We start from the raw sequence: 13,040 nt of genomic DNA, 5'->3' as shown, positions 1-13,040 counted from the left end.
GGCTGTGCAGGACCGTCTTTTCGCATGGATGCGAAAAGCGAGCCTACAGGGACGTACTTGCGGCGTGTCCTGCACAGCCACCCCGCCCCGCCAACACGCAGCCCTGCACGCTTTTGACGTTGACGTTGCTCCAGAAAGCAGAACGGCGCCCGCAGGCGCCGTCCGATCAACCGGGTTCAAGCGAAATCAGAACTTCGCGTCGAACTCGGCGGCGTAGCCGGTGTTGACCAGTACCTTCTGCAGTGACTCGGCCACCTTCAGGTTGCCCGCCACCACTTGATGGTTTTCCGGGCCGCGGTTGTCCATCCGGCCCAGCGTGGCGCCCTTGTAATCGCAGACCTTGCCGCCGGCTTCGCGCACCAGCAGGATGCCAGCGGCGATGTCCCAGGACTTCACCCCGGCCTCGAAGTAGGCGTCGGCGCGGCCACAGGCCACGTAGGCCAGGTCCAGCGCCGCCGAGCCGGTGCGACGCACGTCTTCAGCCTGCACCAGCAGCGTATCCACCGCCTTCAGCTGGGCGCTGGCGCGGGCGCGCTCGCGCGGGGCGAAGCCGGTGTGGATCATCGTGCCTTCCAGATCCTTGCGGTCCGACACGCGGATGCGGCGGTCGTTGAACACTGCGCCAGCACCACGGCTGGCGGTGAACAGTTCATTGCGCAGCGGATCGAAGATCACCGCATCGGTCGGCTCGCCGTTCTCCACCAGCGCGATGGATACGCAGTAGTGCGGGAAACCGCGCAGGTAGTTGCTGGTGCCGTCCAGCGGATCGATCACCCACATGTAGCGGTTGGCACCCTGGGTGCCACCTTCTTCGCCGATCACCCCGTATTCCGGGTAGGCGCGCTTGAGTTCCTTGACGATGACCTTTTCCGCATCCGCATCGACCTCGCTCGCATAGTCCATGCGGCCTTTCTGCACCACGTTGAGCGCCTCGAGCTTGTTGATGTTGCGCAACAACACATTGCCGGCGAGGCGGGCGGCCTTGACCATGACGGTGACGGCGGGTTTCTGCATGGCGGTAGCTCCCGGGAGGGCAGAGGGGGGATCGGCGGGGGAAAAGAGCAGGTCCGGCGCAGTGGCCGGCCGCACAGTTTACCATTGCAGGCCGTCCAGCTCGACTACCGCGTTCATGTCCGATCCATCCATAGCTTCCCGTATCCGTTTCGTCCTGGTCGGAACCCAGCATCCCGGCAACATGGGCGCCGCCGCGCGTGCCATGAAAACCATGGGCCTGGCCCGGCTGGTGCTGGTTGCCCCGGAAAAGCCGCTGGACGAAGATGCCTTCCGGCGTTCGGCCGGCGCCGAAGACGTGCTGGGCGACGCGCCGGTAGTGGCGACCCTGGCCGATGCCGTGGCCGACTGCACCCTCGTGCTGGGCTGCACCGCGCGTGCGCGCCGGGTGCAGCTGGAAGAACTGCTGCCCACCGTGGCCGCCGCCCGGGTCGCGGCCAAGGCGGCCGAAGGCGCCGAAGTGGCGATCGTGTTCGGTCGTGAGCGCACCGGCCTGACCAACGAAGAGCTGCAGCTGTGCCATGCCGCGGTGCATATCCCGTCCGATCCGGCGTTCAGCTCGTTGAACCTGGCCGCAGCGGTGCAGGTGCTGGCTTACGAAGTGCGCATGCGCCTGCTGGGCGATGCCGCCACGCCGGTGGCCGAGCCGGGGCTGCGTGAACAGCCGGCCAGCCATGAGCAGATGGAAAGCTTCTTCGGCCAGCTGGGCGAGACCCTGGACGAGATAGAATTCCACAAGGGCCGGGCGCCGGAATCGGCGATGCGCAAACTGCGCCGCCTGTTCCTGCGCAGCGAACCCAGCGAGCAGGAAGTGCGGCTGCTGCGTGGGATCCTGGCCGACGCCCAGCGGATGGCCAGGATTGCGCACGGCGACAAAAAATAGCCTGACGCAGTTCTCACTTTTTCGGGTAGTCTTTCCCTTACATGACGGGGGAACATCGTGAACGCTTGGCTGGGACGCATGCAGTGGGGACTGCTGGGCCTGGCGTGCCTGCTGATGGCAGGTGCGTGCATGGCGGCGTCGCCGGCGTCCAGCAGTGGGCGCGCCGACCAGCGTCACGTGCTGGTGCTCGGCCGCATCAGCGATGACCCCAGGGCCCACTACGCGCAGCTGCAGCCGTTGCTGGACTATGTCGTGGCCCACATGCACGACCTGGGGATCACCGAAGGCCGCGTATTGATGGCGCGCGATGCGCAGCAGATGGCCAGCTACCTGCGTCGCGGGCGCGTTGACTGGGTCACCGAAACGGCCAGCACCGCAGTGGCGCTGGGCCAGCGCGCCGATGCGCGTCCGCTGCTGCTGACCGAGCGCAGCGGGGTGCGCGAGTACCACAGCGTGTTCTTCGTGCGCCGGCAGAGCCAGCTGCACCAGTTGGCCGACCTGCGCGGGCATACCCTGGCCCTGCAGAATTCGGCCTCCACCAGCGCCTATCTGGTGCCGGCCATGACCCTGCTGGAGAACGGCCTGGTGCCGCAGATCCTGCAGGAGCCCGATGACACGCCGACCGCCGATGCGGTCGGTTACGTGTTCGCGCGCACCGAACTGAACATCGCCACCTTCGTGCAGAAGGGCATGGTCGATGCGGGCGCGGTGAGCAGCGTGGACTGGGACGACGAACGCCGGGTGCCTCCTTCCTTCAAGCATGATCTGCGGGTCATCCATCGCACTGCGCCGTATCCGCGTGCAGTGGAGGTGGTGCGCGCGGACCTGGATCGGCGCGTGCGCGATCGCCTGCAGCAGGTGTTGCTGGACGCCGCGCAGGATCCGCAGGCGAAGGATGCGTTGGCACGCTTTTTTGGTACATCCGGCTTCCATCGCGTTGATGCGCGGATGCTGCAGCGGCTGGATGATTTGAAACGAGGACTGGTACGCGTGCGGATGGAAGTGGAATGAAGCGCCTGGGCTTGGGATCGGGAATGCAGGCGCGCTTCGTGCTGGCGATGGGCGGGGCGATGCTGGTGGTGGTGGCCATCCTGGCAGTGCTGCTGGGACGGCAGGCGGCGACGCAGCGGGAAGTGACCCGGCTCAGTGGCACGGTGATCCACGAACTGTTCGACCGCAGCATGCGCAGCCGCGGTGAAACGATGGCCCGTGAACTGGCCGATGCGCTGTCCAATCCGCTGTACTACAACGACCTGGAGCAGGTCGGGTCGCTGGTGCGCAACGTCTCGCGGCAACGTGCGGTGGGTTACGTGCTGGTGTTCGATGCCAAGGGCCGCCTGCTGCACGACGGGTCGGTCGGGGTGCCGGACTATGGGCGTGCGATGACCGATCCGCTCGCTGCCAGGGCGGTGGCCGCCAAGGGTGCGCTGGTGCAGGAATCGCCCAAGGTGCTTGAGAACAGCATGCCGATCCTGGTCGGCAACCAGCGCCTGGGCGGGGTGCGCGTGGGCATTTCGTTGAAGGACGTGCAGGTGCTGGAGGCGCAGGCCAGCCAGACCCTGGCGCAGCGGCTGGAACAGGTCGGCACCCGCCATCTTGGCTGGTTGCTGCTGATGCTGGCCTTGCTGGTGGCGATCGGGGTGGCGGTGGTGCTGTACGTGCAGCGCACCCTGGTCACGCCGATCCGTGGGCTGGCGATGGCGGCGCGGCAGATCGAGGCCGGTGACTACCAGGTGCCACTGCGCGAGAACCATCGCGATGACGAAGTCGGCGAGCTGGTGCGTGCCTTCGCGCGGATGCGCGATGCCATCGCCCGGCATGACCGCGAAGTGCGGCACATGGCCTATACCGATGCACTGACCGGCTTGACCAATCGGCTGGCGTTCCGCGAGGCGCTCGACCATCGGCTGATGGCGGCGCGCGCTTCGGGCCACCAGTTGGCGTTGCTGTTTGCCGACATGGATGATTTCAAGCGGGTCAACGACACGCTGGGCCACGAAGCCGGCGATGAGGCGCTGCTGCAGTTCGTGCAGCGCATCAGCGAGGCGGTGGCCACGGCGGGCGGCGACGAGGCCCTGCTGGCGCGTTTCGGCGGCGACGAATTCGTGATCCTGCTGGCTGAAGGCGATGTCGCCGCGCAGGCGCGCGAGCTGGCCGACCTGCTGGTGCGCGAGCTGGGCAAGCCGCTGCGCGTCCAGGGCCGCGAGCTGTTCCTCGGGGCTTCGATTGGCGTCACCCTGTTCCCCGATGATGCCGCCGATGCGACCACCCTGTTGAAGAACGGCGACATCGCCATGTACCAGGCCAAGATGGCCGGCAAGAACTGCCATCGTTACTACAGCCGGGCCATGGACCACGCGGTGGAGCGCCGCGTGCACATGGAGCAGGAGCTGCGCGGTGCCTGGGAACGCGGCGAGCTGCGGCTGGCCTACCAGCCGATCTTCCGCACCCGCGACCGGCGCATGGTCGGGGTGGAAGTGCTGTTGCGCTGGCAGCACCCCACGCTGGGCACGATCCCGCCGTCGGTGTTCATCGAAGTGGCCGAGCAGAGTGGGTTGATCGAAGTGATAGGCCCCAAGGTGCTGCGCGCGGCCTGCATGGAGGCCGCGCAGTGGCCGCGCAATATCGACGGCGAGGGCCTGTTCGTGTCGGTCAACGTGTCATCCCGGCAGCTGCGCGGCGGCGAACTGCCGGACCTGGTGGCGCAGTGCCTGCACGAGTCCGGGCTACCGGCTTCGCGCCTGCACCTGGAGCTGACCGAAACCGCAGTGATCGGCGATGAGATGCTGGCCGCGCAGCTGCTGGACAAGCTGCACCGCACCGGCGTGAAGGTCTGGCTGGATGACTTCGGTACCGGGTTCTCCGGGCTCAGCCACCTGCGCCAGGTGCCGGTGGACGGGGTGAAGATCGACAAGAGTTTCGTCGCTGACATGCAACGCGACCCGGATGACCTGGCACTGACCACCGCGATCATCGCCATGGCCCACGCGCTGGGCATCACCGTGGTGGCTGAAGGCATCGAACAGGAAGTGCAGTTCGACCTGCTCAGCCAGCGCGGCTGTGACCTGGCCCAGGGCTACTGGCTGAGCCACCCGGTCACCGCCACCGCGGTGGTGCAGATGATCGAATCCGGCGCCTGATTTCCCGCTACACAGGGCGCTTGCTGGGGTCGCCGGGAAGTTCGCGGACCAGTTTGGGGACCAGGTAGCCGGACAGGCGCGCGGTCAGTGCGGCGATCAGGGCCTTGGCCGTTGCATCGTCCACTTCGAAGTGGGCCACGCCCTCCACGCGATCCAGCTGGTAGAGGTAGTAGGGCATCACGCCGGCGGCGAAGCTGCGTTCGCTCAGCGCCGCCAGGGCGTCTTCGCTGTCGTTGACCCCGCGCAGCAGCACTGCCTGGTTCAGCAGCTGCGCGCCGGCCGCGCGCAGCCGCGCCAATGCAGCATCCACGCTGGCATCGAACTCATTGGCATGGTTGGCGTGGATCACGAAGGCCAGCGGCCACGGCAGGCTGCCCAGCCAGGCCACGAGGTCTTCGTCAACGCGCTCGGGCAGCACCACCGGAAGGCGGCTGTGGATGCGCAGTCGGCGCAGGTGCGGGATGGCGCGCAGGGCATCGGTCAGCTCCACCAGCTTGTGCGTGGCCAGTGACAGCGGATCCCCACCGGACAGGATCACTTCGTCGATGCCCGGGTCTTCGGCGATGGCCCGCACCGCGTCCTGCCAGCCCCCCTTGGCGGCGTTTTCGGTGCCGTAGTCGAAGTGGCGGCGGAAGCAGTAACGGCAGTTGATCGCGCAGCTGCCGGTGGTCACCAGCAGCGCGCGGCCACGGTACTTCTGGATGACCCCGGTGGCCTTCTTTGCCGCGCCGTCGCCGACCGCATCCAGGCTGAAACCAGGCACCTGGCGCATTTCGGCGTCGATCGGGAGCACCTGGCGCAGCAGCGGATCGTGCGGGTCGCCATGCCGCATGCGGGCCACGAACCCTTCCGGGACGCGCTGTGCGAACTGCTGCAGGGCCGCCTCCGAAACGCCCAGCGCCGCAGGCTCCAGCCCGAGCCGTGACAGCAGTTCGGCCGGGTCGCGTATCGCCTGGCGCCAGAGCTGCTGCCAGCGGGCGGAAACGGGGCGGTGAGCGGCGGAGAGCTGCATGGACAGGGGGCCTGCGGTTATCATGGGGGCATAAATCAGTGCCCACCGTCCTGCGGTGGGCTTTCCATTCTATCCGGCTCGCCGCGCATGCGGCGGTTTCGCCATTTGAGGAGCTTGAGCATGGCCACTGCGGGCATGAACGATGTCAAGAACGGGATGAAGATCCTGGTCAACAATGAACCGGCCGTCATCTCGGAAACCGAGTTCATCAAGCCGGGCAAGGGCCAGGCCTTCACCCGCGTGCGCTACCGCTTCATCAAGTCCGGCCGTACCGTGGAAATGACCATGAAGGCCACCGATGACGTCGAAGTGGCCGACGTTGTCGATACCAACATGAACTACATGTACAGCGACGGCGAGTACTGGCACTTCATGGACCCCGAATCCTTCGAGCAGGTGCAGGCCGACAAGGCCGGCATGGGCGGCGCGGAGAAGTGGCTGAAGGGCGAGGAGTCCTGCATCGTGACCCTGTGGAACGGCTCGCCGATCTTCGTGCAGCCGCCGAACTTCGTTGAGCTGAAGATCACCGAAACCGATCCGGGCGTGCGCGGTGACACCTCCGGCGGCGGCGGCAAGCCGGCCACGCTGGAAACCGGCGCGGTGGTCCGCGTTCCGCTGTTCGTGAACCAGGACGAGATCATCAAGGTCGACACCCGCTCGGGCGAATACTCCGCGCGCGTAAAGTAATCCGGCGCAGCCGGATTACGGTAGGGACGGCCGCTGGCCGTCCGCTCCCGGCGTTACGTGGGGCCGGCCGATGGCCGTCTCCACGGCCGACCCGCCGCCCCCGCCAAGTGAGTCCGCATGACCGACACCGCACGCACCCCCGAAGCCTGTGACCTGCTGATCGAAGCCGGTTACGTGGTCCCGATAGAGCCGCATGCGGTGGTGCTGGAAGACCATGCCGTGGCCGTGCGCAATGGCGAGATCATCGCGGTCCTGCCGCGCAGCCAGGCGCGCGAGCGCTTCAATGCCGCACAGGTGGTCAGCCGACCCGAGGCCGCGCTGATGCCGGGCCTGGTCAATGCCCACACCCACAACCCGATGACCCTGCTGCGCGGGGTGGCCGACGACCTGCCGCTGATGACGTGGCTGCAGCAGCATATCTGGCCGGTGGAAGCGGCGGTGATCGGGCCCGAATTCGTGGCCGACGGCACCACACTGGCGATCGCCGAGATGCTGCGTGGCGGCACTACCTGCGCCAACGAAAACTACTTCTTCGGCGACGTGCAGGCAGCGGTCTACAAGAAGCACGGCTTCCGCGCGCTGGTCGGCGCGGTGATCATCGATTTCCCCACCGCCTGGGCGAAGAGTGATGACGAGTACTTCGCCAAGGCCGGCGAGCTGCACGACCAGTGGCGCAACGATCCGCTGATCGGCACCGCGTTCGCTCCGCATGCGCCGTATACGGTCAACGATGCGAACTTCGAGCGCGTGCGCATGCTGTCCGACCAGCTGGACATGCAGGTGCACCTGCACACGCACGAGACCGCGCAGGAGATCAGCGATTCGATCACCCTGCACGGGCAGCGTCCGCTGGCTCGGCTGGATCGCCTCGGCCTGGTCAACGACCGCCTGATCGCCGTGCACATGACCCAGCTGACCGAGGCGGAGATCCACCTGTGCGCCGAGCGCGGCGTCAGCGTGGTGCATTGCCCGGAATCCAACCTCAAGCTGGCGTCCGGCTTCTGCCCGGCCTGCGCGCTGCAGCGCGCCGGGGTGAACCTGGCCATCGGTACCGATGGCTGCGCCAGCAACAACGACCTGGACATGTTCAGCGAAAACCGCACTGCGGCGATCCTGGCCAAGGCCGTGGCCAATGATGCGACCGCACTGGATGCGGCCAGCACGCTGCGCGCGTCCACGCTGGGCGGCGCACGCGCGCTCGGCTTCGGCGAGCGCATCGGTTCGATCGAAGTCGGCAAGCAGGCCGACCTGGTCTGCGTGGACCTGTCCGCGCTGGAGACCCAGCCGCTGCACAACGTGCTGTCGCAGCTGGTATATGCCACCGGTCGCCAGCAGGTGAGCGATGTGTGGATCGCCGGCCAGCCCAAGCTGGTGCAGCGCGAACTGGTCGGCATGGACCTGCCGGGCATCATCGCCAACGCGCGCCAGTGGCGCGAGCGCATCCGTCACGTGCGTGCCTGATCCATCCCATCCGCGCGCCCCCCGGCGCCGCAAGGACACCCCATGAACGCCCCGAATGTTTCTTCCAATTTCGACCAGGCCGAGCTGGACAAGTTCGCCGCCCTGGCCAACCGCTGGTGGGATGCCGACGGTCCGCAGAAGCCGCTGCATGCGCTCAACCCGGTACGCCTGAAGTATGTCGCCGACCGGGCACCACTGCGCGGGCTGCGCGTGCTGGACATCGGCTGCGGTGGCGGCCTGCTCAGCGAGGCGCTGGCCCAGGCCGGTGCCGAAGTAACCGCCATCGACCTGGCGCCGGAGCTGGTCAAGGTGGCGCGCCTGCACGCGCTGGAAAGCGGCGTGAGCGTGGACTACCGGGTACAGGCTGCCGAGGACCTGGCCGCTGAGCAGCCGGAAAGCTACGACGTGGTGACCTGCATGGAGATGCTGGAACACGTGCCGGACCCCGGTGCGATCATCGAGGCCTGCAAGCGGCTGCTCAAGCCCGGCGGCCAACTGTTCCTGTCCACCATCAACCGCACCGCCGCCGCCTTCGCGGTGGCGATCGTGGGCGCCGAGTACGTGGCGCGGCTGCTGCCCAAGGGCACCCACCACTACCAGGAATTCATCACCCCGGCCGAGCTGTCGCGCTGGCTGCGCGAGGCTGACCTGCAGCTGCAGGACGTCAGTGGCATGGCCTACGAGCCATGGCGCAACCGCGCCCGGTTGTCCAGCCGGACGGACATCAACTACCTCGCCCACGCGACCAGGCCGGCATGACCGCAGTGCGCTTCCCGCCCGCGGTGCTGTTCGACCTGGACGGTACCCTGCTGGACAGCGCGCCGGATTTCGTCGCCACCGCCGGCGACATGCTGGCCGCCCGCGGTCGGCCGCCGGTGTCTCTGGAAGTGCTTCGCCCGGTGGTGTCCAAGGGCTCGCGCGCGATGCTGGCCGCTGCCTTCCCGGACCTGCCCGGCGACCAGCGCGATGCGCTGGTTCCGGAGTTCCTGCAGCGCTACGAAGCGCTGATCGGCCGGCATGCAACGCTGTTCGACGGCGTGGCGGGCATGCTCGCCGCGCTGGATGCCGCCGACGTGCGCTGGGGCATCGTCACCAACAAGCCCGAATACCTGGCGCGGCTGATCCTGCCGCAGCACGGCTGGCAGGCACGCTGTGCGGTGCTGGTTGGCGGCGATTCGCTGCCCGAGCGCAAGCCGCACCCGATGCCGCTGCTGCATGCCGCGCAGGCGATCGGCATTGCACCGTGGCAGTGTGTGTACGTCGGCGATGACGAGCGTGACATCATCGCCGCGCGCGCTGCCGGAATGCCTTCGGTTGCCGCATTGTGGGGCTATCGCCTGGCCGAAGACGACCCGGCCAGCTGGAACGCCGATGTCGTGCTGGACGATGCGCACGCGCTGCAGCAGCCCAGCCGCTGGCCGACCCTCCCGGCACCGCCGGTCAAGAATTGAAGGATACGTAGTGAACAGCAGTGCGTTGGACAGCTTCCTGGACAAATGGCGTGCGCGTTGGCCGGAATGGTCGGTGGCCGAGCCGTTCGTGGCGCCGGAGCAGCGTGCGCGCGCGGTGGCGTGGTTTTCGCTGCTGCAGGAATTCGATGACATGCTCAACACCAGCGGCGATCCGCTGCCGGCCGATGCCAAGCTGGCCTGGTGGGGCGAAGAGCTGCGCAGCTGGGCGGGCCAGCGCTCACGCCATCCGCTGGGCCGCGTACTGGAGCCGATCCGCGCGCCGTGGGCGGCACTGGCCGATGCGCTGCCGACGCTGGTGGAGGCGCGTGCGGTGGCCGTGGATGCGGCAGCCGCGCAGCGTGCGTTGACGGTGTTCGCCGAAGCGGTGGCGGCGGTGGAGGCCGTGCTGTTCGATGACAAGCCGCGCACCGGTGGCGGCCGTGCCGTGCTGCTGCAGACGCTGGCGCAGCGGCTTTACGACGCAGGCGTGGCCGGCGTGCCGCGTACGCTGCTGGAGCAGGAGGCCGATGGCGCCTCGCAGCGCTGGGCCGGCGAACTGCTGAAGGACTGGAAGCTGCGCGTTGCCGGCCCCCGCCCGCGACGGATATGGGCGGTGCTGGCGCGTGCACGGCTGCAGGCGCAGGCCAGCGGCAAGCCGATCGAAGCAACGCCGGTGCGCACCTTGTTGCGTGTGTGGTGGGCCGCGCGCGGCTGACGCCCTGGCAGCGCCGACCTATGGTCGGCGAGCGCAGCGGGCCGTGGCCTGATCGATTCCGCCGAGCATGGCTCGGCGCTACCCGCTGGTCCGGGTTGTCGGTAGCGCCGACCCATGGTCGGCGAGCGCAGCGGGTGGTGGGGGACGACCGTTGGTCGTCACCTCCTCACTTCCGTTCCAGCACCAGCAGCGGGTCGATGCGGGTGTCGAACCAGTTCATGCCCCAGTGCAGGTGGGGCCCGGTCGCACGCCCGGTGGCCCCCACCGCGGCAATCACCTGGCCCTGTTCGACCCGATCACCGACCTTGACGTCGATGCGCGACAGGTGCAGGAAGTTCGAGCTCACCCCGAAGCCATGGTCCAGCAGCAGCGTGCCACCGGTGAGATACAGGTCCGGCGCGGCGAAGGTCACCACGCCAGCCGCCGGCGCCTTGACCGGCGTGCCGGTGGGCACGGCGATGTCCATTCCGGAATGGCCCGATCCAGGCTGTCCGTTGTAGACACGGGCATTGCCGAAGCGTCCGCTGATGCGACCCTGCACCGGCCACATGAACGGCTGGGCGAAGTCGGCGCGGTCGTCATCGCGCGCCCGCGCCGCCGTCACCCGGGCCTGTTCGCGCTTTATCCGCTCGGCGATCGCCGGCGGCGGGTTGACCGTCTTCGGCGGCACGCCGTTGACCCGTTCCACCGGCCAGTCACGCGGCGTCACCGCGATCGCGACGCGCTCGCTGCCGCCGTCGGGACGCTGCACTTCAACCTGCAGCGGACCCTTCTCATCGCGACCGATGCCGAACACCACGCTGCCGTAGCCACTCACCCGCAGCGTGCGGCCGCCGTAGCGGACCGTGCTGCCCGCCGGCACCTTGCCGATCACCATCGCGCCCTGCGAGGCGCTGGCGGGGAACACGACGCGGCTGTCGGTGGCCTGTGCGGCGGCCGGGTTCACCGCGCACAGCAGAACGGGCAGGGCGCCGGCGAGGACCGAGGCCAGCAACAGCGCCCGCATCAGCGGTTGAACGCCAGGCGCTGGCCGTTGGCCGCCCCCACGATCTGCGTGCCGTCCCAGGCCAGCTGGCCGTTGATCCAGGTCGATGCGATGCGCGACTGGAACGTAGTGCCTTCGAAGGGCGACCAGCCACACTTGGACAGCACGTCTTCGCGCTTGACGGTGAACGGCTTGTCCTCCACCAGTACCAGGTCGGCGAAGTAGCCCTCGCGCAGGTAGCCGCGTTCGGCCACGTCGAACAACTGCGCCGGCGCGTGGGCGAATTTCTGCACCACCCGGGCGATGTCCAGCTTGCCTTCGTGCACCAGCTCCAGCGCAGCGGTCAGCGCGTACTGCACCAGCGGCAGGCCGGACGGGGCCTGTGCGTACGGCTTCTGCTTTTCTTCCCAGGTGTGCGGGGCATGGTCGGTGGCGAGCACGTCGATGATGTCTTCCACCAGCGCGGCGGTCAGCGCCTCGCGGTCAGCCACGTCCTTGATCGCCGGATTGCACTTGATCAGGTTGCCCAGGCGCGCGTAATCGGTCCGATCAAAGCGCAGGAAATGGATGCAGGTTTCAGCGGTGATCTGCTTGCGGCTGCCATCGGCACGGATCAACGGGCCGCGCTCGAACAGGGCCAGTTCGTCGGCGGTGGAAATGTGCAGCACGTGCAGGCGGGTGCCGTGCCTGCGCGCCAGCGAAACCGCAAGTTCCGACGACTTCAGGCACGCCTGGCGCGAGCGGATGTCCGGATGTTGCTCCGCGCTCAGCGTGTCGCCGTATTGCGCCTGGTACTGCTTCATCAGCGCGTCGATCATCGGCGTGTCTTCGCAGTGCGTGATGATGGGAGTTGGCGCGTCGCGGAAGATCGCGTCCAGCGTTTGCGGGTTGTCGACCAGCATGTTGCCGGTGGAGGCACCCATGAACACCTTGATGCCAGGCGCGGCCTTCGGATCAAGGCGCTGGATGTGTTCGAGGTTGTCGTTGCTGGCGCCCATGTAGAAGCCGTAATTCGCACGCGCGCGGCCAGCAGCGGAATCGTACTTGGCCTGCAGGGCGTCGGCGTTCAGCGTCGGCGGATTGGTGTTGGGCATGTCCATGAAGGTGGTCAGGCCCCCGGCCACGGCGGCCGCCGATTCGGTGGCGATGTCGCCCTTCTGGGTCAGGCCGGGCTCGCGGAAGTGCACCTGGTCATCGATCATGCCGGGCAACAGCCAGCGCCCTGCGGCATCGACCACCTGCTCGCCATCGCGCGCGGCCAGGCCGCTTTCGATGCGGGCGATGCGGCCGTTCTCGATGCGCAGGTCGGCATCGAAGACGCGTCCTTCGTTGACCAAGCGGGCGTTGGTAATCAGCGTGGAAGGCATGTCAGTGGTTTCCTTTGCAGCGGCAGGCGGGATCTTCGGTGCGCTCGGGCACTGGATCGAATCCGCCAGGATGGAAGGGATGGCAGCGGCCGATACGGCGCACGGCGAGCCAGCTGCCACGCAGCGGACCGTGGCCGGCGATGGCCTGCATGGCATATTCGGAACAGCTGGGGACAAAGCGGCAGCGCGGCCCGAGCAGCGGGCTGATGAAGCGCTTGTAGAAGCGCAGCAGGGCGATGAGCAGGTGGGAGATCACTCGTTCATAGTAGAACGAGTGCCCGCTGTTGGGGTGAATCGCGGCGGCATGGCAGCGCTGCCCGTAAAACCC

The 13,040-nt window shown here is 67.7% G+C and carries 13 protein-coding genes; 8 read left to right on the top strand and 5 right to left on the bottom strand.

What is annotated here, in order from left to right; translation table 11 throughout:
• Positions 1-186: 186 nt before the first annotated feature.
• Positions 187-1,014, bottom strand: coding sequence for an inositol monophosphatase family protein (locus ACI2JH_RS17270; protein ID WP_042615229.1), 828 nt, complete (start codon positions 1,012-1,014; stop codon positions 187-189).
• A 115-nt stretch (positions 1,015-1,129) separates the two neighbouring features.
• On the opposite strand from ACI2JH_RS17270, the gene ACI2JH_RS17265 reads away from it, so the two are divergent.
• The 3 genes from ACI2JH_RS17265 to ACI2JH_RS17255 all read left to right on the top strand — a co-directional run bounded on the left by ACI2JH_RS17265 (position 1,130) and on the right by ACI2JH_RS17255 (position 5,034).
• Positions 1,130-1,894: an RNA methyltransferase gene (locus ACI2JH_RS17265; protein ID WP_042615228.1), complete on the top strand. Its 765-nt coding sequence runs from the start codon at positions 1,130-1,132 to the stop codon at positions 1,892-1,894.
• A gap of 78 nt (positions 1,895-1,972) precedes the next feature.
• Entirely contained in the window at positions 1,973-2,905 is a 933-nt protein-coding gene (locus tag ACI2JH_RS17260; protein WP_182656814.1) for a phosphate/phosphite/phosphonate ABC transporter substrate-binding protein, read from the top strand.
• The gene (locus ACI2JH_RS17255) at positions 2,902-5,034 is read left to right on the top strand and encodes a bifunctional diguanylate cyclase/phosphodiesterase (protein ID WP_101098524.1); all 2,133 of its coding nucleotides are present in this window, start codon (positions 2,902-2,904) and stop codon (positions 5,032-5,034) included. Before ACI2JH_RS17260 ends, ACI2JH_RS17255 begins: the two co-directional genes overlap by 4 nt.
• 7 nt (positions 5,035-5,041) lie before the next feature.
• Here ACI2JH_RS17255 and epmB read toward each other — a convergent pair whose 3' ends face one another.
• A complete protein-coding gene (gene epmB / locus ACI2JH_RS17250; protein ID WP_198551436.1) occupies positions 5,042-6,046 on the bottom strand; it encodes an EF-P beta-lysylation protein EpmB in 1,005 nt (334 codons plus the stop codon).
• Positions 6,047-6,166: 120 nt separating this feature from the next.
• On the opposite strand from epmB, the gene efp reads away from it, so the two are divergent.
• The 5 genes from efp to ACI2JH_RS17225 all read left to right on the top strand — a co-directional run bounded on the left by efp (position 6,167) and on the right by ACI2JH_RS17225 (position 10,360).
• Positions 6,167-6,733, top strand: a complete 567-nt coding sequence (gene efp / locus ACI2JH_RS17245) for an elongation factor P (RefSeq protein WP_101098522.1) — start codon at positions 6,167-6,169, stop codon at positions 6,731-6,733.
• 117 nt (positions 6,734-6,850) lie between these two features.
• On the top strand, positions 6,851-8,194 hold the full coding sequence (locus ACI2JH_RS17240; protein WP_101098521.1) for a TRZ/ATZ family hydrolase: 1,344 nt from the start codon (positions 6,851-6,853) through the stop codon (positions 8,192-8,194).
• Between the two features lie 42 nt (positions 8,195-8,236).
• On the top strand, positions 8,237-8,953 hold the full coding sequence (gene ubiG / locus ACI2JH_RS17235) for a bifunctional 2-polyprenyl-6-hydroxyphenol methylase/3-demethylubiquinol 3-O-methyltransferase UbiG (protein ID WP_349999884.1): 717 nt from the start codon (positions 8,237-8,239) through the stop codon (positions 8,951-8,953).
• Positions 8,950-9,645: a phosphoglycolate phosphatase gene (locus ACI2JH_RS17230; RefSeq protein ID WP_404736793.1), complete on the top strand. Its 696-nt coding sequence runs from the start codon at positions 8,950-8,952 to the stop codon at positions 9,643-9,645. The genes ubiG and ACI2JH_RS17230 overlap by 4 nt, the downstream gene beginning before the upstream one ends.
• Positions 9,646-9,655: 10 nt before the next feature.
• A complete protein-coding gene (locus ACI2JH_RS17225; protein ID WP_404736792.1) occupies positions 9,656-10,360 on the top strand; it encodes a phytoene/squalene synthase family protein in 705 nt (234 codons plus the stop codon).
• Positions 10,361-10,526: 166 nt separating this feature from the next.
• Here the strand turns inward: ACI2JH_RS17225 and ACI2JH_RS17220 are convergent, their stop codons facing one another.
• From ACI2JH_RS17220 to yidD, 3 genes are read right to left on the bottom strand one after another with little or no spacing between them, the layout of a single operon-like run.
• Entirely contained in the window at positions 10,527-11,366 is an 840-nt protein-coding gene (locus tag ACI2JH_RS17220; RefSeq protein ID WP_404736791.1) for a peptidoglycan DD-metalloendopeptidase family protein, read from the bottom strand.
• The gene (locus ACI2JH_RS17215) at positions 11,366-12,712 is read right to left on the bottom strand and encodes a dihydroorotase (protein WP_404736790.1); all 1,347 of its coding nucleotides are present in this window, start codon (positions 12,710-12,712) and stop codon (positions 11,366-11,368) included. Before ACI2JH_RS17215 ends, ACI2JH_RS17220 begins: the two co-directional genes overlap by 1 nt.
• Before the next feature lies 1 nt (position 12,713).
• Positions 12,714-12,968, bottom strand: coding sequence for a membrane protein insertion efficiency factor YidD (gene yidD / locus ACI2JH_RS17210; RefSeq protein ID WP_042615209.1), 255 nt, complete (start codon positions 12,966-12,968; stop codon positions 12,714-12,716).
• Between the last annotated feature and the right edge of the window lie 72 nt (positions 12,969-13,040).

It is taken from the genome of Stenotrophomonas sp. NPDC078853, assembly GCF_044901215.1.
In the GTDB taxonomy this organism is placed as follows: domain Bacteria; phylum Pseudomonadota; class Gammaproteobacteria; order Xanthomonadales; family Xanthomonadaceae; genus Stenotrophomonas; species Stenotrophomonas lacuserhaii.
The sequence above is the reverse complement of the archived record's forward strand: the minus strand, read 5'-3'. Positions and strand labels throughout refer to the sequence as shown.